22 protein-coding genes are annotated in these 23,504 nt (G+C 72.7%); 10 read left to right on the forward strand and 12 right to left on the reverse strand.

Features of this window, described 5'->3' with window-relative positions; all coding sequences use genetic code 11:
* Window positions 1-19 precede the first annotated feature (19 nt).
* Genes SXIM_RS28080 through ssd form a run of 4 tightly spaced genes read right to left on the reverse strand, consistent with a single transcriptional unit; the run spans window position 20 to window position 3,809 of the window.
* A complete protein-coding gene (locus tag SXIM_RS28080) occupies window positions 20-640 on the reverse strand; it encodes a type II secretion system F family protein (RefSeq protein WP_053116172.1) in 621 nt (206 codons plus the stop codon).
* Entirely contained in the window at window positions 637-1,515 is an 879-nt protein-coding gene (locus tag SXIM_RS28085; protein WP_046723929.1) for a type II secretion system F family protein, read from the reverse strand. Before SXIM_RS28085 ends, SXIM_RS28080 begins: the two co-directional genes overlap by 4 nt.
* A 48-nt stretch (window positions 1,516-1,563) precedes the next feature.
* The gene (locus SXIM_RS12090; protein ID WP_046723931.1) at window positions 1,564-2,727 is read right to left on the reverse strand and encodes a TadA family conjugal transfer-associated ATPase; all 1,164 of its coding nucleotides are present in this window, start codon (window positions 2,725-2,727) and stop codon (window positions 1,564-1,566) included.
* Window positions 2,728-2,732: 5 nt separating this feature from the next.
* Window positions 2,733-3,809, reverse strand: coding sequence for a septum site-determining protein Ssd (ssd, locus tag SXIM_RS12095; RefSeq protein WP_046723932.1), 1,077 nt, complete (start codon window positions 3,807-3,809; stop codon window positions 2,733-2,735).
* A gap of 429 nt (window positions 3,810-4,238) precedes the next feature.
* Here ssd and SXIM_RS12100 point away from each other — a divergent pair, with 429 nt between their 5' ends.
* The gene (locus tag SXIM_RS12100) at window positions 4,239-5,111 is read left to right on the forward strand and encodes an HAD family hydrolase (protein WP_046723933.1); all 873 of its coding nucleotides are present in this window, start codon (window positions 4,239-4,241) and stop codon (window positions 5,109-5,111) included.
* Window positions 5,112-5,426: 315 nt separating this feature from the next.
* On the opposite strand, the gene SXIM_RS12105 is transcribed toward SXIM_RS12100, so the two are convergent.
* Window positions 5,427-6,275: a Fic family protein gene (locus SXIM_RS12105; protein ID WP_046723934.1), complete on the reverse strand. Its 849-nt coding sequence runs from the start codon at window positions 6,273-6,275 to the stop codon at window positions 5,427-5,429.
* A 58-nt stretch (window positions 6,276-6,333) separates the two neighbouring features.
* On the opposite strand from SXIM_RS12105, the gene SXIM_RS12110 reads away from it, so the two are divergent.
* Window positions 6,334-7,326: an ATP-binding protein gene (locus SXIM_RS12110; RefSeq protein ID WP_046725612.1), complete on the forward strand. Its 993-nt coding sequence runs from the start codon at window positions 6,334-6,336 to the stop codon at window positions 7,324-7,326.
* On the opposite strand, the gene SXIM_RS12115 is transcribed toward SXIM_RS12110, so the two are convergent.
* Complete coding sequence (locus SXIM_RS12115; RefSeq protein WP_030735411.1) at window positions 7,311-8,648, reverse strand: polysaccharide deacetylase family protein; 1,338 nt, start codon at window positions 8,646-8,648, stop codon at window positions 7,311-7,313. The two genes, SXIM_RS12110 and SXIM_RS12115, sit on opposite strands and share 16 nt — an antisense overlap.
* 268 nt (window positions 8,649-8,916) lie before the next feature.
* Here SXIM_RS12115 and SXIM_RS12120 point away from each other — a divergent pair, with 268 nt between their 5' ends.
* The 5 genes from SXIM_RS12120 to SXIM_RS28090 all read left to right on the forward strand — a co-directional run bounded on the left by SXIM_RS12120 (window position 8,917) and on the right by SXIM_RS28090 (window position 15,330).
* A complete protein-coding gene (locus SXIM_RS12120) occupies window positions 8,917-11,250 on the forward strand; it encodes a SulP family inorganic anion transporter (protein WP_046723936.1) in 2,334 nt (777 codons plus the stop codon).
* 195 nt (window positions 11,251-11,445) lie between these two features.
* Window positions 11,446-13,419, forward strand: a complete 1,974-nt coding sequence (gene acs / locus SXIM_RS12125; RefSeq protein WP_030735418.1) for an acetate--CoA ligase — start codon at window positions 11,446-11,448, stop codon at window positions 13,417-13,419.
* A gap of 247 nt (window positions 13,420-13,666) precedes the next feature.
* Window positions 13,667-14,107: a phage holin family protein gene (locus SXIM_RS12130; RefSeq protein ID WP_030735420.1), complete on the forward strand. Its 441-nt coding sequence runs from the start codon at window positions 13,667-13,669 to the stop codon at window positions 14,105-14,107.
* On the forward strand, window positions 14,104-15,042 hold the full coding sequence (locus tag SXIM_RS12135) for an alpha/beta fold hydrolase (protein WP_030735421.1): 939 nt from the start codon (window positions 14,104-14,106) through the stop codon (window positions 15,040-15,042). Before SXIM_RS12130 ends, SXIM_RS12135 begins: the two co-directional genes overlap by 4 nt.
* A 96-nt stretch (window positions 15,043-15,138) precedes the next feature.
* Window positions 15,139-15,330, forward strand: coding sequence for a hypothetical protein (locus tag SXIM_RS28090; RefSeq protein ID WP_078846898.1), 192 nt, complete (start codon window positions 15,139-15,141; stop codon window positions 15,328-15,330).
* Window positions 15,331-15,483: 153 nt separating this feature from the next.
* Here the strand turns inward: SXIM_RS28090 and SXIM_RS12145 are convergent, their stop codons facing one another.
* The 3 genes from SXIM_RS12145 to nth all read right to left on the reverse strand — a co-directional run bounded on the left by SXIM_RS12145 (window position 15,484) and on the right by nth (window position 18,466).
* Window positions 15,484-16,683, reverse strand: a complete 1,200-nt coding sequence (locus SXIM_RS12145) for a MarP family serine protease (RefSeq protein ID WP_030735423.1) — start codon at window positions 16,681-16,683, stop codon at window positions 15,484-15,486.
* Window positions 16,684-16,711: 28 nt separating this feature from the next.
* Window positions 16,712-17,410 carry an NUDIX hydrolase gene (locus SXIM_RS12150; protein ID WP_030735425.1) on the reverse strand — a complete coding sequence of 233 codons (699 nt, stop codon included), beginning with the start codon at window positions 17,408-17,410 and terminating at the stop codon, window positions 16,712-16,714.
* A gap of 117 nt (window positions 17,411-17,527) precedes the next feature.
* Window positions 17,528-18,466, reverse strand: coding sequence for an endonuclease III (gene nth / locus SXIM_RS12155; protein ID WP_168222762.1), 939 nt, complete (start codon window positions 18,464-18,466; stop codon window positions 17,528-17,530).
* Window positions 18,467-18,721: 255 nt separating this feature from the next.
* Here nth and SXIM_RS12160 point away from each other — a divergent pair, with 255 nt between their 5' ends.
* Window positions 18,722-19,396, forward strand: a complete 675-nt coding sequence (locus SXIM_RS12160) for a Crp/Fnr family transcriptional regulator (RefSeq protein WP_030735429.1) — start codon at window positions 18,722-18,724, stop codon at window positions 19,394-19,396.
* 126 nt (window positions 19,397-19,522) lie between these two features.
* Here the strand turns inward: SXIM_RS12160 and SXIM_RS12165 are convergent, their stop codons facing one another.
* Together SXIM_RS12165 and SXIM_RS12170 are read right to left on the reverse strand one after the other, a co-directional pair.
* Window positions 19,523-20,386, reverse strand: coding sequence for an MBL fold metallo-hydrolase (locus SXIM_RS12165; RefSeq protein WP_046723938.1), 864 nt, complete (start codon window positions 20,384-20,386; stop codon window positions 19,523-19,525).
* A complete protein-coding gene (locus SXIM_RS12170; RefSeq protein ID WP_030735433.1) occupies window positions 20,383-21,222 on the reverse strand; it encodes an NUDIX hydrolase in 840 nt (279 codons plus the stop codon). The genes SXIM_RS12165 and SXIM_RS12170 overlap by 4 nt, the downstream gene beginning before the upstream one ends.
* A 94-nt stretch (window positions 21,223-21,316) precedes the next feature.
* On the opposite strand from SXIM_RS12170, the gene SXIM_RS27405 reads away from it, so the two are divergent.
* Entirely contained in the window at window positions 21,317-21,484 is a 168-nt protein-coding gene (locus SXIM_RS27405; RefSeq protein WP_158708055.1) for a hypothetical protein, read from the forward strand.
* A 173-nt stretch (window positions 21,485-21,657) separates the two neighbouring features.
* Window positions 21,658-22,092: a hypothetical protein gene (locus SXIM_RS12175; RefSeq protein ID WP_046723940.1), complete on the forward strand. Its 435-nt coding sequence runs from the start codon at window positions 21,658-21,660 to the stop codon at window positions 22,090-22,092.
* Here SXIM_RS12175 and SXIM_RS12180 read toward each other — a convergent pair.
* Window positions 22,085-23,431 carry a class II 3-deoxy-7-phosphoheptulonate synthase gene (locus tag SXIM_RS12180; RefSeq protein WP_246156880.1) on the reverse strand — a complete coding sequence of 449 codons (1,347 nt, stop codon included), beginning with the start codon at window positions 23,429-23,431 and terminating at the stop codon, window positions 22,085-22,087. The genes SXIM_RS12175 and SXIM_RS12180 overlap by 8 nt on opposite strands.
* Window positions 23,432-23,504: the final 73 nt, after the last annotated feature.

Below are 23,504 nucleotides of genomic sequence, written 5' to 3' on the forward strand. Positions count from 1 at the left end.
CTTCATCCACCTGGTCATCTCACATCAGCTCCTTCGCGAGTCCGATCACCACGGGGGCGACCCCGATCAGCAAGAACGCGGGCAGAAAGCACAGGCCCAGGGGCCCCGTCACCAGGACCGCCGCCCGCCGGGCGGTCGTCTGGGCGGCGCGGCCGCGCCGCGCCCGGCACTCGGCGGCTTCCGCCGCCACCGTGGCCACGGCGGGGGCGCCGCTGACATCGGCCAGCTCCAGCCGTCTGGCCAGCCCGGAAGCCCCGGGCAACTGGCCGAATCTCTTCCATACGGCGGCCGGCTCGCCGCCCAGCCGCAGCTCGGTGGCCGCCCGCCGCAGGCCCGCCGCGAGCGGTCCGCTCAGCGAGCCCCCCACCGCGCCCGCCGCCGCTCCCGGGGCGGCACCCGCTGCCAGGCAGGCAGCCAACAGCTCGGCCAGCAAGGGCAACTGCGGATCCTCACGACGAGGCCGGCGCGTGCCCACCCCGGGCCACCGCAGCCTGTCCCGCCACAGCTCGGTGCCGGGCTCCTTCCACAGGGCTGCCAGCCGGGCGGCCCTCGTCCGGCGTGCGGCCAGCACGCGCAGCAGCATCAGTGGGGCGGCCACCGCCGCCAGCAGGGGCAGCGCGGCGCGCAGGGTTCCGGTCATCGGGTCGCCGCCTTCTCCGCCGAGCGGGTGATGGCCGTGACCCAGGCCAGGCCCGCGAGTTCCAGCAGGACGCCGATCAGCAGGCAGCCGAGGCCGGCGGTGGAGTGCAGCAGCACACGCAGGGGTTCCACGCCCATCACCGCGCCCAGCAGCAGCCCGAACAGGGGCAGGGCGGCCAGCAGCACGGCGGTGGCGCGCGGGCCCGCGAGGTGGGCGCGCAGTTCCTCCTGTTGATCGCGTTCGGCGCGCAGCGCCCGCGCGACCTTCTCCAGGCCCAGGGCCAGGGACGCGCCGCTGTCCACCGCGACCCGCCAGCAGGCGGCCACGCCGCGCAGCCCTTCCGCTCCGGGTCGGTCGGCGGCGGCGCCCAGTGCCCGGGGGACGTCGCCGCCGTACCGGGCGGCGGCCAGGATCGCCGCACCCGCCCCGCCGAACCCGCTCACGCCAGTGGCCGCCAGCGCCTGGGAGGGCTGCCGTCCGGCCCGTACCTCGGCCGCCACCGAACGGCAGAAGTCGATCACCGCCTCGCGGCGCCGGTCGGCCTCCCGCCGCTCCTGACGACGGCGCCACCAGCGCAGTACCACGGGTGCCGCCAGACCGGCCGCGATCAGCGGCAGCACGGAACGGCCCCACAGGGAGAGCAGTCCGCCCGCCGTCAGGCACCACAGGAGCACCCGTGCCGTGCCCTCCGCCGGTGGCCTCGGCCGTACGCGCCATCGGCGGCGGCACCGCTTCGCCCGGTCCGGGCGACCGCCCTCCAGCACCGCCCGGACCCGGCGACCGCGCGACGGCGCGGCCGTGACCAGCAGCCACGCCGCCGCTCCCGCGCACAGCGCGACCACGAACGGCGCGAGCCGCGTCAGGTACTCATCCATCTCCGCGCCTCCTCCTCGGGTGTGCTTCGGCCGTCCTCCCGGTCCTGTTCACAGCTGCGCACCGCCCCTCGCGCACAGGGCCAGCAGTTCCGCGTGGCCCCGGTCGGGGACGAAGCCGTCCGCGCTCCAGTGGGCCGCCGGTGTGGTGGTGACCAGGCCGGTGGCGGGGTCGCGGCCCAGGGTGTGGATCTCGTCGATCCGGCGGCGCCCGGTGGCACGGTCGCGCACGACGTGCACGATCAGGGAGAGGGCGGCGGCCGCTTGGCTGTGCAGGGCGGGTCTCGACAGGCCCGCGCCGCTGGCGAGGGCTTCCAGACGGGCCGGGACATCGGCCGCGGCGTTCGCGTGGAGCGTTCCGCAGCCGCCTTCGTGGCCGGTGTTCAGGGCGTAGAGCAGTTCGAGGACTTCAGGTCCTCGGACCTCGCCGATGACCAGCCTGTCGGGGCGCATCCGCAGGGCCTGCGGCACCAGGTCGCGCAGGGTGACGCGGCCGGCGCCCTCCTGGTTGGCCGGGCGGGATTCCAGCCGCACCACGTGGGGGTGGCTGGGCCGCAGTTCGGCGGAGTCCTCGACCAGGACGATCCGCTCCGCCGGATCGGCAAGACCGAGCAGGGTGGCCAGCAGGGTGCTCTTGCCGGAGCCGGTGCCGCCGGTGACCAGGAAGGAGAGCCGGGCCGCGAGGACGGCCCGCAGCAGTGGTTCGCCGCCGGGCGGTACCGTTCCGGCGGCGACCAGGTCGGCCAGTTGAAAAGCGCGGGTCCTGATGACCCGCAGCGACAGCACGGTGCTGCCGCCGGCCGCGACGGGCGGCAGCACGGCGTGCATGCGGGTGCCGTCCGGCAGCCGGGCGTCCGTCCAGGGGCTGGCGTCGTCCAGGCGGCGCCCGGCGGTTGCCGCGAGCCGCTGGGCGAGGCGGCGCACGGCGGCGGCGTCGGGGAAGCGCACCGGGGCCCGTTCCAGTCCGTTGCCGCGTTCGATCCAGACCTCGTCGGGGGCGTTGACGAGCACATCGGTGACGTCCGGTGCGGCGAGCAGGGGTTGCAGCGGCCCGGCACCGTCCAGTTCGGATCGCAGGGTGCGGACCACCTCGCGCACGGTCGTGTCGCCCAGCAACCGGCCCCGATCGCCGAGTGCGGCGGTCACGTTCCCCGCTGTCGGTTCGGCGCCCCGCTCGGCCAGTCGTACGCGGACCGTTTCGAGCAGTTCCGCCATGGCGTTCACGCGGCGGCTCGCGCGGCGGGCAGGGCGTGGGTGAGCAGTTCGGCGCAGAAGTGGGCGAGTGGCCCCGAGGCGTTGTCGCCGGGTGGACGGCCCTCCTCGATCTTCTGGGAGAGGCCGGGTTCCTCCGGCAGTTCGCCCGCGAGCGGCAGTCCGAGCACCTGCCCGAGTTCGGCTCCGGCCAGCCCGCCGGGCAGCCGTGGTCCCCGCGCGACCACCCGCAGATCCCGTACGAGTGCCCCGGCGGTGCCCGCGACCCGGCGGGCGGCTGCGACGGCGCGCAGTTCGCCGGGGACCACCAGCAGGCCCAGGTCCAGTTGGGCCAGTGCCTCGGCGCCGGCCTCGTCCACGGTGCGCGGCAGGTCCAGGACGACCAGGCCGCCGCCGCGCTGCGCGGCGGTGAGCACGGACCGCATGGCCTGCCCGGTCAGCCGCAGGACGGAGCCCCGGTCCCAGCTGAGCAGGCTCACTCCGTGCACTCTGGGCAGTGATTCCTCCAGGGCGGCCCGGGAGAGCCGGCCCTGTGCGGTGACGAAGGCCGGCCAGCGTGACCCGGTGGCGCGTTCGCCGCCGAGCAGCACATCCAGGCCGCCGCCCAAGGGGTCGCCGTCGACCAGCACGGTGCGATGGCCCTGGCGAGCGGCGGTGACGGCGAGGGCGCCGGCCAGGGCGGAGGCTCCCACGCCGCCGCGCCCGCCGAGCACGCCGATGGTCAGCGCGGGGCGGCCGGTGGCCTCGAAGGCGTCGGCGATGCGGTCCGCCAACCACGGTTCGGCGTCCGGCAGATGTGCGACCTCCTCGGCTCCCAGGGCCATGCCCCGCGCCCACACCGTGTGGTCGTCCAGGTCCCGGGCGATGAGCAGCACCCCGGGACGCCGCCCCGGCCAGCCGCGGCCCTGCCGGGCGAGCGCCCGGTCGTCCCCGACCAGGACGAGCGGCGCGTCCGCCCACTGTTCGGCGGTGGGCACCCCGGGGGCGACCTCGGCGGGGGCGCCTGCGGCGGCGCACAGGCGCAACAGGTCGTCCAGCGTGTTCTCGTTTTCGGTGACGATCAGAATCGGGCGCGTGGTGGTCATGAGTCCCGTCCCCTTCGGCGGTGCGGCAGCGACGGGAATCACGGTGACCGATGTCACGGGATGACGGGGATCTCGCTGGGATTCTGTGGATAACCACAGCCCTGTGGATAACTTCGTCACCCCATTCGGTGAACCTCACGCCAAAGGCTTACCGCAGCACAACGATTACCTACGGTTAAGGGAGTGGGGATTCACCATCGCCCCGGCGCTCACGCGGGCGCATCGGTCGAGGTGGGCGCCGTAACCGGGCCCGGACATGCGACGACCCCCGCCGGGGGGGAGAGCGGGGGTCGTCTTCCACGGCCGACTCGGGGGGAGGAGCCGGACCGGGTTAGCACGGTCGCGAACGATCCGTGACTTCCATGGTGTACCCGAGAGCCTTCTCAGGCAAACCCACGCGCCCCAGCGTACGCCGAATGGCGGCCCCTTATGCTCGGGCAGGTGGAAAACCTGTCCCAGCCGCGCACCGCCGCCTTCTTCGACCTGGACAAGACGGTCATCGCGAAGTCGAGCACAGTCACTTTCAGTCGCTCCTTCTACCAGGGCGGGCTGATCAATCGCCGTGCCGTGCTGCGCACCGCATACGCCCAGTTCCTCTATCTGGTGGGCGGCGCGGACCACGAGCAGACCGAGCGGATGCGGGAGTATCTGTCGGCGCTGTGCCGCGGGTGGAACGTAGCCCAGGTGAAGGAGATCGTCGCCGAGACCCTGCACCAGGTGATCGATCCGATCATCTACGACGAGGCCGCCTCTCTCATCGAGCAGCATCACGCCGCGGGCCGGGACGTGGTGATCGTCAGCACCTCGGGTTCCGAAGTGGTCGAGCCCATCGGGCAGCTGCTGGGCGCCGACCGGGTGGTGGCCACCCGGATGGTGATCGAGGACGGCCGCTACACGGGCGAGGTCGACTACTACGCCTACGGCCCGACCAAGGCGGAGGCGGTCCGGGAGCTGGCAGCCTCCGAGGGATACGACCTGGAGCGCTGTTACGCCTACAGCGACTCGATCACCGATGTGCCGATGCTGGAGTCGGTCGGCCACCCGCACGCCGTGAACCCGGACCGGGCGCTGCGCAAGGAGGCGGCGGCGCGCTCCTGGCCGGTGCTGGCGTTCGAGCGCCCGGTGCCGTTGCGGCAGCGGCTGCCGTCGCTGTCGATGCCCACCCGGCCCGCGCTGGCGGCCGGTGCCGCGGTGGTCGCCGCCGTCGCCACCGCGGGCCTGGTCTGGTACGTGGGCCGGCGCCGCGCCGGCCGAGCGGTCCGGGCCGTTCAGGCGTTTCGCAAAGTTCCGGGCGAAAAGTAAAAAAAGGCCGTTCGGGGCCGATTCAGGTTTCCCTTCGCCCCCGAACGGAGTACAAAGGAATTGACGGCCCGTGAACCAGCGGCATCCGAGAGGATCCCGTTCACAACGGCCCACGGACCGTCTGACATGAACACCGGGCACCCACGCGAAGCCGACCCGCCAACCGGGCCAGCCGCACAGGGAACGGGGCGCGAGTCCCGCACCTGATCGGCACAAACTGTCGCGCACGCACTGTTCACTCGGCGTTCGATGTCGGTCGGCGGCGCGGCGTCACAGCGGCGCCGCCGCTTCACGCCCCGGGGCCGGAACCCGGGCTCAGGCCGCTCCGCGCTGAAGAGCCTCGCAGACGGCCACCGACTCCCGCACCCCCAGCTCCACGGCGCGCCCGCAGTGCGCGATCCACTCCGCCATGCCCTGTGCCGTGCCGGAGGCGTAGCCGGCAAGGGCCTGGGCGTACGCCTCGGTTCCGGTCTCGGCGTGTCCGGCCTCGGCCGGGGCCACGCCCTTGGGGTCCAGGCCCGAGCCGAGCAGCACGATGCGCTGGGCGGCGCGCGCGACGAGGCCGTTGTGCGTGGTGAAGGGGCGCAGGGTGAGGAGTTCGCCGTGCACGACGGCCGCCGTGACCAGGGCCGGTGCGGCGGAGCCGGTCACCAGCAGCTGGTTGAGGCCATCCAGCCGGGCCGCCAGCTCTTCGGCGCCGGGCAGCCGAATCTGACCCTCCGCCAGTGCGGGCTCGTCGACCGTCTCGCCCGCCAGCCGGGGGCGGCCGATGGTCTCCTCCGGCGCCCCGCCCGGCACTTCCCGGGAGGCGGCCAGCAGGTGCAGCCGGGCCAGTACGCGCAGCGGCGTCGCGCGCCACACCTGAAGCGAGCCGCCCGCCTCGGCGGTGACCCGCAGCGCGGCGCCGATCGTCCGGGCCTGGTCGCCGTCGCCGAAGTCCGTGCGCCGGCGTACCTCTTCCAGGGCCCAGTCGGCACCGGAGAGGGCGGCGGAGCCGCGGGCGCCGCGCAGGGCGGCCTCGCCGGCGACCTCGGTGGCGCGGCGGCGCATCACCCGGTGGCCGTACAGCCGGTCGACGGCGGTACGGACGGAGGCCACCGTGTCGGGGACCCCGGGCAGTTCGGCCAGGGGGGTGAGGGGGTCGGCGGGGGTGTTGGCGTGCATGGTGCCGAAGCTTAGGGCTTGGCTCGCGAAGGGTCGCCGGACCACTACGCTAATGAACATGAAGATCGCTTTCGTAGGCAAGGGCGGCAGCGGCAAGACCACGCTGTCCTCGCTGTTCATCCGGCACCTGGCGCACCGGGGGGTGCCGGTCACGGCGGTGGACGCCGACATCAATCAGCATCTGGGCCCGGCGCTCGGCCTGTCGGACGAGGAGGCGGCCGCGGTGCCGCCGCTGGGCGGGCGGCTTCCGCTGATCAAGGAGTACCTGCGCGGCGACAACCCGCGGATCCTGTCCGCCGAGACGATGATCAAGACGACGCCGCCCGGCGCCGGTTCACGGCTGCTGCGGCTCGACGAGGACAACCCGGTCTTCGCCGCCTGCGCGCGCACGGTGGAGCCCGTCGCGGGCGGGCGGCCCGTCCGGCTGCTGGCGACGGGGCCGTTCACCGAGGAGGACCTCGGCGTGGCCTGCTACCACTCGAAGACCGGGGCGGTGGAGCTGTGCCTGAACCACCTGGTGGACGGGCGCGAGGAGTACGTCGTGGTCGACATGACGGCCGGCAGCGACTCGTTCGCCTCGGGGATGTTCACCCGCTTCGACCTGACGTTCCTGGTGGTGGAGCCGACCCACAAGGGGGTGTCGGTGTACCGCCAGTACCGGGAGTACGCGCGGGACTTCGGGGTGGCGCTGCGCGTCGTCGGGAACAAGGTGCTGGGCGCGGAGGACGAGGAGTTCCTGCGCGCGCACGTCGGCGACGATCTGCTGGTGACGCTGGGGCAGTCCGACTGGGTGCGGGCTCTGGAGCGCGGGGTGCGGCGGCCGTTCCCCGAGCTGGAGGAGGGCAACCGGGCGGCGCTGTCCGTCCTGCACCGCGAGGCGGACGCGGCGTACGAGGGGCGGGACTGGGAGCGCTACACGCAGCAGATGGTGCACTTCCATCTGAAGAACGCCGCGAGCTGGGGCAACGAGCGCACCGGGGCCGACCTGGCGGCGCAGGTCGACCCCGGTTTCGTGCTGCGGGAGGAACGGGCGGCTCAGGCGGTCGGCTGAGTGTCCGGTTCGGTGGCCGGCTGGGCGGGTGTGGTCAGGAAGGTCTGCCAGCCCTCGGCCGGCTGCTCACCGACGTCCAGGGTGCGCAGCTTCTCCAGGACCTCCGGGTCCTGGGCGTCGAGCCAGTCGACGAGCTGCCGGAAGGAGACGCAGTGCACGTCCTCCTTCGGACACACTTCCTTGATCACTTCCTCGACGGCGTCCATGTACACGCCGCCGTTCCAGCTGTTGAAGTGGTTGCCGATGATCAGCGGGGCGCGGTTGCCGTTGTGGGCGCGGTCGAAGGCGGCGAGCAGGCCGTCGCGCATCTGGTTGCCCCAGGTGGTGTGCATGGCGGGGTCGCCGCTGCTGGGCCCTGACTGGTTGACCATGAAGTTGTAGTCCATGGACAGGGTTTCGAAGGAGCGGCCCGGCATGGGGACGGCCTGGAGGGGGACGTCCCAGATGCCGTCGGTCTGCTCGGGCCACACCTGCTTGCCGTTGCCGCTGGAGTCGTAGCGGAAGCCGAGCTCGCCGGCGGCCTCCAGGAGGGCGTCGCGGCCCTCCAGACAGGGGGTGCGTCCGCCGACGAGTTCCTTGTCGTAGTCGAAGGGCAGGGGTTCGAGGTCGGTCCAGCCGGTGGTGGTCTTCCAGTTCTGCACCATCCACTTGGCCTGCTCGGTCTCGCTGATCCAGTCCTGGGCGGACCAGCTGTCGACGCCGGAGGGGCCGCAGAAGTGGCCGTTGAAGTGGGTGCCGATCTCGCTGCCGTCCAGCCAGGCGCCCCGTACCTGTTCGAGGGTGGCGGCGATGTTCTCGTCCTTGAGGTAGCCGATGTCGGAGGCGCCGGCGGAGTGGCCGGGCGGCTGGTACGCCATGCGTTCGGCCTCGGGCAGCAGGTAGACGCCGGAGAGGAAGTACGTCATGTGCGCGTCGTACTCCCGGCCGATCTCGCGGAACCGGGAGAAGAGCTTGTTGCTGTCCTCACCGGCCCCGTCCCACGAAAAGACGACGAACTGCGGGGGTGTCTCGCCCGGTTCGAGCCGGGTCACGTCGGGCTGGTGGGGCTGGGTTCCGGTGAACGCGGTGGAACCGTCGCCGATCAGCTGCGGGGCGATCTTGGCGGGGGCGTCGCGGGCGGCGGCGCCCTCTTCCTCGCCCGTGCGGTCGGCGGCTGTGCCGGCACGGCCGCCGTCGCCGCTTCCGCAGCCGCTCAGGCCGAGCACCAGAGCGGTGAGCACCGCGGTACCCGTCACCGCCCCCGACCTTCCGCGCCGTGTGTGCCGTGTGCGCCGCGCGCCCCGTGGTTCGCGCGTGCCGCCTGTGCCGCGTGTGACCGCCATCGGTCCTCCCGCCGTACTGAGTGCCTGGTGGCCGGGGTGGTCCGACCTGGACTCAACCTCTCCGTAAATCCGGTGAGATGTTTGTACGACAAGCGGCTTTTATGATTACTTCACTCAATAGGCGGAACTTGTCCGCCGATCGGGGATCTGCTCTAGAAACTTGCTTTACGCGGCATTACTCTTCGTTTACCAATGCTTGAGAGTAGTCATACCGTCACCAAGCGTGGCTGCTCTCGGTTCTGAACACTGGACCTGGACGGAGACGGAAATGTCCGCCTGCGCCCCCGCGCCCACCTCATCCACCCCACCCCCTTCCTCCCCACCGCCCGCGAGCGGACGCCGCCCCGTGCTGCGCGCCGATCTGCCGGCCTCGATCTCGGTCTTCCTGATCGCGCTGCCCCTCTCCCTGGGCATCGCCCTGGCCACCGGAGCCCCGCTCCAGGCCGGGCTGGTGGCCGCCGCCGTCGGCGGGATCGTCGTCGGCTGGCTGGGCGGTGCCCCACTCCAGGTGAGCGGCCCCGCCGCCGGCCTCACGGTGGTCACCGCCGAGCTGATCATCCAGTACGGCTGGCGCGTCACCTGCGCCATCACGGCACTGGCCGGGCTCGCCCAACTCGGACTGTCCGCACTGCGGGTGGCCAGAGCCGCCCTGGTGGTGAGCCCCGCCATCGTGCACGGGATGCTCGCCGGCATCGGCATCACCATCGCGCTCGCCCAGCTCCACATCGTCCTGGGCGGCAGCCCGGAGAGCGAGGCGCTGGCCAACCTCGCCCAGCTCCCCGGCCAGTTGGCGCAGCCGCACACCACCTCGCTGCTGATCGGCGCGCTCACGGTGGCCGTGCTGCTGCTGTGGCCCCGGCTGCCCGGCCGGGCCGGCGGCACCGTACGCAAGGCGTTCCCCGCCGCGCTGGCCGCCGTCACCCTGGCCACCGTGCTGACCTGGGCCACCTCGGCCGGGGTCGAACGGGTCGACCTGCCCTCCTGGAGCAGCCACGCGCTGCCGCAGATGCCCGAGGGCCCGGTGCTGGGCCTGATCGCCGCCGTGCTCACCATCACCCTGGTGGCGAGCGTCGAGTCGCTCCTGTCGGCCGTCGCGGTGGACAAGCTGGCCGCGGCGCGGCAGCGACAGGGCGGGCCACGGGTGCCCAAGGCCGACCTGGACCGGGAGCTGCGCGGACAGGGCGCGGCCAACCTGCTCTCCGGATCGCTGGGCGGGCTGCCGGTCACCGGGGTCGCGGTGCGCAGCGCGGCCAATGTGGCGGCCGGGGCCATGACCCGCTGGTCCTCGATACTGCACGGCTGCTGGGTGCTGCTGTCCGCCGGGCTGCTCGTCGCCCTGCTGGAGGAGATCCCGCTCACCACCCTCGCCGCACTGGTGATGGTGGTCGGCATCCAGATGGTCAACATCACGCACATCCGCACCGTCACCCGGCACCGGGAGGTGGTGGTGTACGCGGCCACCGCCCTCGGGGTGGCACTGCTGGGCGTACTGGAAGGGGTGGCGATCGGCATCGCGATGGCGGTGGCCATCGCGCTGCACCGGCTCACCCAGACCCGGATCAGCCAGGAGCGGCGGCCCGACGGCAGTCACCTGGTGCGGGTACGCGGTCAGTTGACGTTCCTCGCGGTGCCCCGGCTCAGCCGGGCGCTGGCCCAGGTCCCCGAGAACGCCCCGGCGTCGGTGGAGCTGGACGGGTCCTTCATGGACCACGCCGCGTACGAGACGCTGCACGACTGGCGCACCGCGCACATCGCGCACGGGGCGGCGGTGGAGATCACCGGTCGCTCCGGGCAGGTGGTGGCCGAGCCGGAGGCCTCCCACCGCTGCCGGCCCTGGACGCCGTGGCACAACCACCAGTGCACGGCCAGCCCGGCCCCCAAGGGCCAGGTGCCGGGCGGGCGGCGCGACGACGACCGGCTGATGGGCGGGGTGCGCAACTTCCAGCGGCACACCGCTCCCCTGGTGCGCAAGGAGCTGGCCAGGCTCGCCACCGAGGGGCAGCAGCCCGGGCAGCTCTTCGTGACCTGTGCCGACTCGCGGCTGGTCACCTCGATGATCACCTCCAGCGGTCCCGGCGACCTGTTCACGGTGCGCAACGTGGGCAATCTGGTGCCGTTGCCCGGCGCGGAGACCTCCGACGACTCCGTGGCCGCGGCCATCGAGTACGCGGTGACGGTGCTGCGCGTCCCGACCATCACCGTGTGCGGGCACTCGGGGTGCGGCGCGATGCAGGCGCTGCAGGCCACCGTGGACGGCGGGCTCGCCGTGCCGGGGGCCCACTCGCTCGGCCGGTGGCTGCGGCACGGCCGACCCAGCGTGGCGCGGCTGACCGCGCCGGACGACGCGCGGCCGATGCTGGCCGGGCGGCCGGCGGCCGATGAGCTGGAGACACTGTGCCTGGCCAATGTGGTGCAGCAGCTGGACCATCTGGCCCAGCACCCGTGCGTGGCACAGCGGCTCGCCGAAGGTTCCCTGGCGCTGCGCGGGATGTACTTCCATGTCGGTGAGGCACAGGCCTATGTGCTGGAGCACGAAGGGAGCACCCCGATGGCGGGCCCGCCGGTGTTCACCCCGGTACGGCCCGATGTCCTGACGGCCTGACGGCCCGGTCGCCCGCCGCGGGACCGGCGGCGGGCGGCACACGGCGGGCGGTCCCCACCGGTCTCCGGAACCGTTCGGCGCCGGGTGGGGACCGTTCGCCGCACTCGGGGGGCATTCCCTTGTCAAAGGGACGTGGTGCTGATGGGGTGTGCCCTGGGACACAGCAGTGGGACCACGCCGCAAGGGAGCTGGACTGTGGGTAACGAGAGCCTGGTCAATCTCATGACGGAGGAGCGGAGGTTCGCTCCCCCCGCCGAGGTAGCCGCCGACGCCAATGTCACCGCCGGGGCGTACGCCGAGGCCGCCGAGGACCGGCTGGGGTTCTGGGCCGAGCAGGCGCGCCGGCTGAGCTGGCAGAACGAGCCGACCGAGGTGCTCGACTGGTCCAATCCGCCGTTCGCCAAGTGGTTCGCGGACGGCACGCTGAACGTCGCCTACAACTGCGTGGACCGGCACGTGGAGGCAGGGAACGGCGACCGGGTGGCCATCCACTTCGAGGGTGAGCCGGGCGACTCACGGTCCCTCACCTACGCCGAGCTGCTGCGCGAGGTCTCCCGGGCGGCGCACGCACTCACCGAGCTGGGCGTCCAGGCGGGCGACCGGGTCGCCATCTACCTGCCGATGATCCCCGAGACCGTCGTCGCCATGCTGGCCTGCGCACGGATCGGCGCCCCGCACTCCGTGGTCTTCGGAGCGTTCTCCGCCGACGCGCTCGCCGCCCGCATCGAGGACGCCGACGCCAAGGTGGTCATCACCTCCGACGGCGGCTACCGCCGGGGCGCGCCCTCCGCGCTCAAGCCCGCCGTGGACGAGGCCCTCACCCGCCCCGGGGTGGCCGGCCGGGTGCGCAACGTCCTGGTGGTGCGCCGCACCGGCCAGGACATCCCCTGGCAGGAGGGCCGGGACCTGTGGTGGCACGAGGTGACGGAGCGCCAGCCCGCCGAGCACACCCCGCAGGCGTTCGACGCCGAGCACCCGCTGTTCATCCTCTACACCTCCGGCACCACCGGGAAGCCCAAGGGCATCCTGCACACCACCGGCGGCTACCTCACCCAGATCTCCTACACCCATCACGCGGTCTTCGACCTCAAGCCGGAGACCGACGTGTACTGGTGCACGGCCGACGTCGGCTGGGTGACCGGGCACTCGTACATCGTGTACGGACCGCTGTCCAACGGCGCGACCGAGGTGCTGTACGAGGGCACACCCAACACCCCGCACAACGGCCGGTGGTGGGAGATCGTGCAGAAGTACGGCGTCACCCTCCTCTACACCGCGCCCACCGCGATCCGCACCTGCATGAAGTGGGGCGACGACATCCCCGCGCAGTTCGACCTGAGCAGCCTGCGGATCCTGGGCTCGGTCGGTGAGCCGATCAACCCCGAGGCGTGGATCTGGTACCGCAAGCACATCGGTGCCGACCGCACCCCCGTGGTCGACACCTGGTGGCAGACCGAGACCGGCGGCATCATGATCAGCCCGCTGCCCGGGGTGACGGTCGCCAAGCCCGGCTCGGCACAGGTGCCGCTGCCGGGCATCTCGGCCACCGTGCTGGACGACGAGGGCAACGAGGTGCCCAACGGATCCGGCGGCTACCTGGCGCTCACCGAGCCGTGGCCGTCCATGCTGCGCACCATCTGGGGCGATGACCAGCGCTATCTGGACACCTACTGGTCGCGTTTCCCCGGCCGCTACTTCGCGGGTGACGGTGCCAAGAAGGACGAGGACGGCGACATCTGGCTGCTGGGCCGGGTCGACGACGTGATGCTGGTGTCCGGCCACAACATCTCCACCACCGAGGTCGAGTCCGCGCTGGTCTCCCACCCCCGGATCGCGGAGGCGGCCGTAGTGGGCGCCACGGATCCGACGACCACGCAGGCGATCTGCGCGTTCGTCATCCTGCGCGGCGCGGTGGACGCCTCCGACGAGGACGGCGCCCTGGTCGAGGAGCTGCGACAGCACGTGGCGCGGGTGCTGGGGCCGATCGCGAAGCCGCAGCGCATCCTGCCGGTGGACGAACTGCCCAAGACCCGCTCCGGGAAGATCATGCGCCGGCTGCTGCGCGATGTCGCGGAGAACCGTGAGCTGGGGGACATGACCACCCTGACCGACTCGGCGGTGATGGATCTGATCCAGGCCAAGCTCCCCGGGGCCGCCCGCGACGAGTGACCCACCCCGTATCCGAGCGACGCACGAGGGCGTCCGGCGACCCGCCGGGCGCCCTCGCGCGTGTGGGGCGCCCTGTCCCGCATACCATGCAGGGGGGCCGAACGAGTGGGGGCGGGGCGGCTGTGATCACTCCCCAGGGCTACGACAGGGCGTCAAACGGCCGCTCGGGCGGCGTCGGCGCACCACGCGCACTACTGTCACACACAGCAACGGCACGAGCCTCCTGGAGAGGGAAGAGGGGAACGCGATGAGCGACGCAGCCGACGAGGGCCGCAGCCTGCGAGAGCTGGTCGCCTCGGCCACCGACGATCTCACCGGACTGGTGCATGACGAGATCGCGCTGGCCAAGGCCGAGATCAGGCAGGACGTCCAGCGCGTGAAACTGGGCGGTGTCGTGGGTGTCATCGCCGGTGTCCTGGCGCTGGTGGCGCTGCCGCTGCTGGCGATCGCCCTGGCGTTCTGGATCCGCGCCTGGTGGGGTGCCCCGCCGGCCATCGCCTTCCTCGTCACGGCGGGTGTCTTCCTGCTGATCGCGGGGATCTTCGCCGCGCTGGCGGCGGCCAAGTTCAAGCGGATCTCCCCGCCGGAACGGTCCATCCGTTCGGCCAAGGAGTCCGCGTCCGTGCTGTCCGGGGTACGGCCGCACCCGCGGGCCGCCGCGAACGGCAAGGCCGGCACGCCCGTATGAGCTCCGAGGGACACTCCGAGGCCCGTTCCGCGGTCGTGCTGCGCGACGGGCCGTGGACGCACCGCCATGTGGCGGCCAACGGCGCCAGATTCCACATCGCCGAGCAGGGTGATGGTCCGCTCGTCCTGCTGGTGCACGGTTTCCCACAGTTCTGGTGGACCTGGCGGCATCAGATCACCGCACTGGCGGAGGCCGGCTACCGGGCGGTCGCGATGGATCTGCGCGGCGTCGGCGGCTCCGACCGCACTCCGCGCGGCTACGACCCGGCCAATCTCGCCCTGGACGTCACCGGCGTGATCCGCTCCCTCGGGGAGCCGGACGCCGCCCTGGTGGGCCACGATCTGGGCGGCTATCTGGCGTGGACGGCGGCCGTGATGCGGCCCAAGCTGGTCCGGCGGCTGGTCGTCGCGTCCATGCCGCATCCGCGCAGCTGGCGCTCGGCGCTGCTGCGCGACCCGAAGCAGACGCTGGCCAGCGGTTCAGTGTGGGGCTTCCAGCGGCCCTGGCTGCCGGAGCGGCAGCTGGTCGCGGACGACGCGGCGGCGGTCGGCACGATGCTCACCGAGTGGTCCGGGCCGCGGCAGCCGGAGCCGGAGACGGTCCGGGTGTACCGGCAGGCGATGACGATCCCGTCGACGGCGCACTGCGCCATAGAGCCGTACCGGTGGATGGTGCGTTCCATCGCCCGCCCGGACGGCATCCAGTTCAACCGGCGGATGAAGCGGCCGGTGCTGGTGCCCACGCTGCATCTGCACGGCTCGCTCGACCCGGTGCTGCGCACGCGCAGTTCGGCGGGATCCGGGGAGTACGTGGAGGCCCCGTACCGGTGGCGGCTGTTCGACGGTCTGGGGCATTTCCCGCACGAGGAGGATCCGGTGGCGTTCAGCACCGAACTCATCGACTGGCTGAAGGACCCCGAGCCCGACCGCCGCTGACGGCCCGTGCCCTCCGCGCACACATGCCTGGCGCATAGTCCGATTCCCCGGCCACCGGGAGGTTACTGACCTTGGGGCCCGGGCAGGGAGCCCAGTATGGGCTGGACGCACGACTACCGTGACGTGGCACGTAATCGCAGCGGCAAAGGAGCCGCCGCTCGGGCGCCGGGCAGCGCCGTGCGGCGGTTTCCGGAGGGTGGTTTCCCGGATCCGCCGATCGGCTTTCCGCATATCCTGCGCCGTCGGGCCCGCTGGGTCGGCGCGCGCCTGCGGCATCCGCGAAGCTAGTAACAGCCGGCCTGACTCCGGACGGACGGACGGCGGCGCGCGGGTGCGCGGCCCGCCCGCCCGGACCCGGGAACGGCACGGCGGAAGAACAGCGCCACCCACCGGGGCCCGTGGGCCCGGGACGGGGACGGGAGCGGGCGGGTGCGCCCGGTCTCACATCGCGCAGTTCTGGCTGTCCACGGGCGCCGTGGCGGTCATGCCGCGCTCGATGGTGTCTTCGATCTCCTCCAGGGTGAGCGCGTACCCGGTGTTGTCGTCGTCCAGGGACTTGGCGAACACCAGGCCGTACACCTCGCCCTCCGGGGTGAGCAGCGGGCCGCCCGAGTTGCCCTGCCTGACCATCGAGTACAGCGAGTAGACATCGCGGCTCACGGTGCCCCGGCGGTAGATGTCGGGGCCGTTGGCGGTGAAGCGCTCGCGCACCCGGGCCGGCCGTACGTCGAAGGGGCCGCTCTCCGGAAAGCCGGCGATGACGGCGTCGTCGCCCGAGAGCGCGTCGCGGTCGCTGAACTCCAGCGGCGGCGCGTCGAGTCCCGGCACGTCCAGGATGGCCACGTCGGACTCCCAGTCGTAGAGCACGACCCGGCCGTCGTACAGCTTGCCCTCGCCCCTGATCTGCACGGTGGGCTCGGTGACCCCGCCCACCACGTGGGCGTTGGTCATCACCTTGTCCTCGGCGAAGACGAAGCCGCTGCCCTCCAGGACCTTTCCGCAGCCGGACGCGGTGCCCGAGACGCGGACGATGGAGCCGGCCGCCTGCTCGATGACCGGGCTGCCGGCCAGCGCCGGGTCCGGCGGATCGACGCGGGTGATCGGCTCGTTGGTGAACGGGGCGAAGACCTGCGGGAAGCCGTGCTGGGCGAGAATGGCCGAAAAGTCATTCATCCAGGTTCCGGCCTCGACCGGCATCACCTGCGAGACGCCCAGCAGCACCCGGGAGGTGCGTACTTCACGCCCCAGGGTGGGCAGGGTGGTGGTGGCCAGCGCGGAACCGATCAGCCAGGCGACGAGCAGCATGGCCATCACGTTGACGAGCGCGCCGCCGGTGGCGTCCAGCGCCTTGGCCGGTGACCAGGTGATGTGGCGGCGCAGCTTGTTGCCGAGGTGGGTGGTGAGCGCCTGGCCCGAGCAGGCACACACGATGACGATGACGACCGCCACGATGACGCCTATCGGCCCGGGTTCGGCGCCGGAGCTGATCCGGTTCCAGATCACGGGGAGGATGTAGAGGGCGATGAGTCCGCCCCCCAGGAACCCGGCGACGGACAGTATCCCCACGACGAAGCCCTGCCGGTAGCCCACGACCGCGAACCACACGGCGGCCAGCAGCAGCAGCACGTCGAGCATATTCATGCCCGACACGCTCTCATGTATGGGCGGTTCATGCCCCGGGAGCCAGAGGTATCTCCCGATCGGCGTCCCAGGGAAGCTCCCAGCCGGCGAAATGCAGGACCCGGTCGATCACCCCGGCGGTGAACCCCCACACCAGGGTGTCGCCGACCAGGAAGCACGGACCGCGGTATCCGGAGGGGTGCACCGCGCTGCGGCGCCGTGCCGGGTCGGCCAGTTCGGATACCGGCACCGTGAACACCCGCGCCGTCTCGGCCGGATCCACCGGCGCCACCGGCGTCGGCTCGCGCCACCAGCCCAGGACGGGGGTGACGGTGAAGTCGGAGACCGGGATGTACAGCCGGGGCAGCACGGCGAAGATCCGCACCCCGGCCGGATCGAGGCCGGTCTCCTCCTCGGCCTCGCGCAGGGCGGCGCGCAGCGGGCCCTGACCGGCCGGGTCGCCGTCCTCCGGATCGAGGGCTCCGCCGGGGAAGGACGCCTGGCCGGCGTGGGCGCGCAGGCTGGAGGCGCGTTCGAGGAGCAGCAGCTCGGGGCCGTGCGGCCCGGACCCGAACAGCACCAGGACGGCGGAGGGCCGCCCGCCGTGCGGCGGCGGCAGCCAGCGGCTGAGCTGCCCGGCCCGCAGGGTCACGGCCACCTCCGCCAGCGGCTCCAGCCAGGACGGCAGCCCCTCGGCGCTCACCCGCACCGGTGGTGGCTCGGCGCGGCGGGCGTCGCGCGGGGTCATGGGATGGTCCCTTCGCTGGCGGCGGATGGCGCTGATGCCCCGGTCGGTGGGGGCGGCGGGCGGTGGTGCGGCGGCTGCGGCGGCGCGGGGGGCGGCAGCGGTACGGGGGCGGGCCGCTCAGCCGGCCGGCTCGCCGCCCGCCGCCGGGGCGGGCTTGCCCGGGTAGTCGGCCGGCGGCTTCAGCCGCTGCCCCGGATAGCCGCCCATCTCGTACTTCAGCAGCTTCTTCGCTTTCTCCGGGTCGGTCTCACCCTCCCCGAAGGAGGGGCACAGGTGCGCGATCGGGCAGGCGCCGCAGGCGGGCTTGCGGCTGTGGCAGATCCGGCGGCCGTGGAAGATGACCCGGTGCGAGAGCATCGTCCAGTCCTTCTTCGGGAAGATCGCCCCGACCTCGGCCTCGATCTTGTCCGGGTCGGTCTGCTCGGTCCACTTCCAGCGCCGCACCAGCCGCTGGAAGTGGGTGTCGACCGTTATCCCCGGCTTGCCGAAGGCGTTGCCGAGCACCACGTGGGCGGTCTTGCGGCCGACACCGGGCAGCGAGACGAGGTCCTCCAGGCGGCCGGGCACCTCGCCGTCGAAGCGGTCGCGCAGGGCCGTGGACAGCCCTATCAGCGACTTGGTCTTGTTGCGGAAGAAGCCGGTGGGGCGGATCAGCTCCTCCACGTCGGCCGGATCGGCGTCCGCCATCGCCGCCGGGGTGGGGTAGGCGGCGAACAGCCGGGGGGTGGTCTGGTTCACCCGCAGGTCGGTGGTCTGTGCGGACAGCACGGTGGCGACCAGCAGCTCGAACGGGTTCTCGAAATCGAGCTCGGGGTGTGCGTAGTAGTACACCTCGGCCAGTTCGCGGTTGATCTTGCGGGCCCGGCGCACCAGGGCCGTACGGCTCTCCTGCTTCGCCTGCTTCGTCCGCTTCGCGGGGGTGGCGGCGGTGCCCGCCCCGGCGGATCCTCCCGACGCCGCCGGCCCGCCCGTACGGCTCCGCGCGGGCTTTCGTGCCGGTTTCGCCGACCCGGCCGCCCCGCGTTCGCCATCAGCGGAATTCGCCGTCGCGTTCACCCTCCCGGCCTCTCTTCCTGGTCTCTCCGGGTGGCCCAGCCCCGTACGTGCACAGGGCCGTTGGCCACCCGGCCAGCGTAAACGGCCACACCGACGATCGTGGGGCGCTCACCCCATACGTCACCCGAATCAGCCCCTGGCGCTGTCCGGGCTTTCCCGGTAAGTCAAACTTGTGACTGATAGCACTGCTGTGGTGTCCGGCATGATGAGGGGTGCATGACCCTTCACGGCCTGGCCGACAAGGAGAGAGAACTCGTGGACGACGTTCTGCGGCGCGCCCCGCTCTTCGCGGCGCTCGATGACGAGCAGGCCGCTGAGCTGCGCGGCTCCATGACCGAGATCACCCTGGCCCGGGGTGAGACCCTCTTCCATGAGGGCGATCCGGGCGACCGGCTCTATGTCGTCACCGAGGGCAAGGTCAAGCTGCACCGCACTTCGCCCGACGGCCGCGAGAACATGCTGGCCGTGCTGGGCGCCGGTGAGCTGATCGGCGAGCTGTCCCTGTTCGACCCGGGCCCGCGCACCGCCACCGCCACAGCGCTGACCGAGGTACGGCTGCTCGGTCTGGGCCACGGCGACCTCCAGCCCTGGCTGAACGTACGGCCCGAGGTCGCGGCGGCGCTGCTGCGCGCGGTGGCCCGCCGACTGCGCCGCACCAACGACAACATGTCCGACCTGGTCTTCTCGGACGTTCCCGGCCGGGTCGCCAAGGCGCTGCTGGATCTGTCGCGGCGCTTCGGGGTGCAGTCGGACGAGGGCATCCACGTGGTGCACGACCTCACCCAGGAGGAGCTGGCCCAGCTGGTGGGCGCTTCCCGGGAGACCGTCAACAAGGCGCTGGCCGACTTCGCCGCCCGTGGCTGGCTGCGGCTGGAGGCCCGGGCCGTGATCCTGCTGGACATCGAGCGGCTGGCGCGCCGCTCCCGCTGACCCGGCCGGGACCCGGACCCGGATCCAGATCCGGACCTGCTGAGCACATCGGCACACCCCTCGCGGGTGGCCGGTGTGCTTTTTCATGCCCCCGGCCGAGCGCGACGCGGGTGCCGGCGGGCCTCCCTACTCGGACGGGGCGCCGTCCGGGGCGTCCGGTGGGATCAGCCCGTGCTCGCGCAGATATTGCAGCTGCGCGAGGACGGAGAGTTCGGCGGCCGGCCACACGGCGCGGTCCACGTCCGCGTACACGTGGGCGACGATCTCGGGCGCGGTGCGGTAGCCGTCCTCGACCGCGTTCTCCACCTCGGCCAGGCGCTTGGCGCGGTGCACGAGGTAGTAGTCGATGACGCCCAGGGCGTCGCGCAGTACCGGGCCGTGGCCGGGCAGTACGGTACGGACCCCCTCGTCCTCGGTCAGCCGGCGCATGGCGCGCAGCGAGTCGAGGTAGTCGCCGAGCCGGCCGTCGGGGTGGGCGATGATCGTGGTGCCGCGGCCGAGCACGGTGTCGCCGGTGAGCAGCGCGTTGTCGGCGGGCAGCAGGAAGCACAGCGAGTCGGCGGTGTGCCCCGGGGTGCCGATGACGCGCAGTTCCAGGCCGCCCGCGGTGAGCACGTCCCCGGCGGCCAGTCCCTCGTCACCGAGGCGCAGCCGGGGATCGAGGGCGCGTACCGGGGCGCCGGTCAGCTCGGCGAACCGGGCGGCGCCGCCGCTGTGGTCCTGGTGGCCGTGGCTGAGCAGGGTGTACGCCACCCGGCGTCCGGCCCGCTCGACGGTTTCGGCGACCCGGCGCAGATGCGTCTCGTCCTCGGGGCCCGGGTCCAGGACGACGGCGCGGTCGGAGCCGGGTTCGGCGAGGATCCAGGTGTTGGTGCCGTCCAGGGTCATCGCCGAGGGGTTCGGCGCGAGCACACAGGTGGCGCGCTCGGTGGCCGGGCCGGCCGGTGATCCGATCCGGGGCGCGCCGGGCAGCGCGGTCGCGTCGCTCATCTCTCCACCCGCCTTTCGAACTCGTCATGCCCAGGCCAGCTGAGCACAATCTGGTGGCCTTCGGTCCGCAGCCGTACGAGAACGGGCTCGACGGGCCCCACGGGCGTGGGGTGCGGGCCGGCGGCGAGCTGCCGGAGGGTGGCGACGGTCGGCGGCATCATCACCATCTCGCCGCGCGCGTAACCGGCCAGGGCTTCGGCGGGCGACAGCCAGACGGTGCGGTCGGCCTCCGTGGAGGCGTTGCGGGTGCGCTGTCCCACCGGGAGCGCGGCGCTGAAGAACCAGGTGTCGTAGCGGCGCGGCTCGAACTCGGGGGTGATCCAGCGGGCGCGGGCGGTGAGCAGATCGCTGCGCAGCACGAGGGAGCGGCGGGCGAGGAGCGCGGCGAGCGAGAGCTCGCGGGCGGCCAGGGCGGCGCGGTCGGCCTCCCAGCCGGGGCCGGTGGTGTCGTCGGCGACGGTGTGGGGGTCGGGCCCGGCGAGCAGGACGCCCGACTCCTCGAAGGTCTCGCGGACGGCGGCGCACACGATGGCCTGCGCGCCGTCCGCGTCCACCCCGAGCCGCTCGGCCCACTCCTCGCGCCCCGGTCCGGCCCAGGCCACCGCGTCGGCGGCGGCGTCCCGGGGATCGACACCACCGCCCGGGTAGGCATACGCGCCGGCCGCGAACCCCATGGACAGCCGGCGCCGCAGCAGGAAGACCTGCGGCCCGCCCGGCCCCTCGCGCGTGAGCAGCACGGTGGCGGCCCGCCGGGGCACGGCGGGCGTGATCTCCCCGCGCACGAACTCACGCACCCGGCCCGCCCACTCCGCCGGAAACCACTGGCCGTTTCCCATGCCGGGATGCTATCCGGGACGGGTGGAGAGAGGATGGACAAAGGGGACAGGGGATGCGAACGCGACGACGCACGCGATCGAGGAGACGGTGACGATGTCGAAGCACCGGGCCCACCACGAACGGGAAACAGCCGGTCACGGAAAGCACGCGCTGACCCCGGAGCGGGTCAAGGAGGCCGAGCACCAGGCCCGGGCGGTGGCGGCGAAGACCCACGGCAAGACGGAGAAGGCGACGGTGAAGCACCGCTCGCGCCTGGGCTGACCGCCCCGGGGGCGGGGGCAGTGGCGTGCAGACGGAGTGAGCCGCTGGACGGCGTAGCGCACAGCGGAGCCTCACCGCCGCAGGAGTGCGATGGGCGTTGCCCCGGCAGCGGACGGAGCACCAACGGTCACCCGGATAGCAGGGGTTGCTGCCGGGGCGTAATCTGACGTGTCATGGACGTACCGAGGGAAGTACGGATCGAGCAGGCTCTGACCCGGGGTCTGCCCCGGCTGAGCAAGCGTGTGCTCCTCCACCTGCTGGCGATGCACGTCAGCGGTTTCGTGCTGCTGGCATCGTTCCTCGTCCTCCCACCCGCGTGGGAGACACAGGCGTACGGCGTGATCGATCCGCCAGCACTGGTCATCCTCGCCGGGATCGCGATGGTGGTCATCTGCCATGTCACGGTGCAACTGCCGGCCGCCCTGCTCGGCACGCTCGTCCACCGCCGTGCCGCCGGCCGCGCGTACGCGACGACCATGGCGGCGGCCGGTGTGCTGGCCGCGCTCCTGACCTGGTCATTCGCCGGAACCTGGGCGGACTGGCTGGACATCGTGCTCCGCCTGGCGCTCTCGCTCGCCTGCTACGTCGCCCTCGCCCTGGTCAGATGAGCGCGGGCCGCTCCGGGACGGGGCGCTCCCGCGCCCCGTCTCCCGCCCGCGCGTACAACTCCGCCAGCCGGAACGCCAGATCCAGCGACTGACCGTGGTTCAGCCGGGGATCGCACGCCGTCGTGTAGCGCAGCGGGAGGTCCTCGGCACGGACCGGTGAGCCGCCGCCCGTGCACTCCGTGACGTCCTCGCCGGTCAACTCCACATGGACGCCGCCCGGGTGGCTGCCCAGCGCCCGGTGCACCTCCACGAAGCCGCGCACCTCGTCCAGGATCGCCTCGAAGGCACGGGTCTTGTGCCCGCTGGGCGCGGTCACCGTGTTGCCGTGCATCGGGTCGCACACCCAGCCCACCCGCGCGCCCTCCGCCAGCGCCTTCTCCACCAGCACCGGCAGGACGTCCCGCACCCGTTCGGCGCCCGCCCGCACCACGAAGGTCAGCCGCCCCGGGGTACGCGCGGGATCGAGCCGGTCGAGATAGCGCAGCACCGTGTCGGGCTCGGTGCCCGGGCCGAGCTTGACCGCGACAGGGTTGTGCACCCCGCTCAGGAAGTCGATGTGCGCGCCGTCCGGCTGCCGGGTGCGCTCCCCCACCCACAGCAGATGCCCGCTGGTCGCGTAGAGACGGCCGGTGCGCTCGTCGGTACGGGTCAGCGCCCGCTCGTAGTCCAGCAGCAGCCCCTCGTGGCTGACGAAGAACTCCGCCGTGCGCAGCGTGCGCTGATCGGCGCCGCTCGCCCGCACGAACGCCAGCGCGCGGCTCACCTCCCGCGCCCGGCGCGCGTAACGCCCCGCCGAGGGCGAGCCGGCCACGAACTCCTCGTTCCACTCCGCCACCTGCCGCAGGTCCGCGAACCCGCCCCCCACATGGGCCCGCAGCAGATTGAGCGTCGCCACCGACGCCTCGTACATCCGCTCCAGACGGCGCGGATCGGGCCGCCTGGCCGCCTCGGTGAACTCCTGACCGTTGACGGCGTCACCCCGGTACGAGGGCAGCGTCAGCGCGCCGCGCCGCTCCACGGGGCTCGACCGGGGCTTGGCGAACTGCCCCGCCATCCGGCCCACCTTGACCACCGGAAGGCCGCTGGCGTGGCTGAGCACCACCGCCATCTGCAGCAGCGTGCGCAGCTTGCCGCGCACCGCGTCCGCCGTCACCCCGGCGAAGGTCTCCGCGCAGTCCCCGCCCTGGAGCAGCAGCGCCTCGCCGCGGGCGACGCCCGCCAGCCGCTCCCGCAGCCGGTCGCACTCCTCGGCGAAGACCAGCGGCGGGGCCGCTCCGAGGCGGCCGGTGACCGCCCGCAGGAGGTCCGGGTCCGGCCAGTCGGGCTGCTGTGCGTTCACGGCGATTCCCCTTTCCTTTCCCCTCGTGTGCCACCAGCTCACGGGACGGGCGGCGGGCCGGTCAAGAATTCCG

It is taken from the genome of Streptomyces xiamenensis, assembly GCF_000993785.3.
Classification (GTDB): Bacteria; Actinomycetota; Actinomycetes; order Streptomycetales; family Streptomycetaceae; genus Streptomyces; species Streptomyces xiamenensis.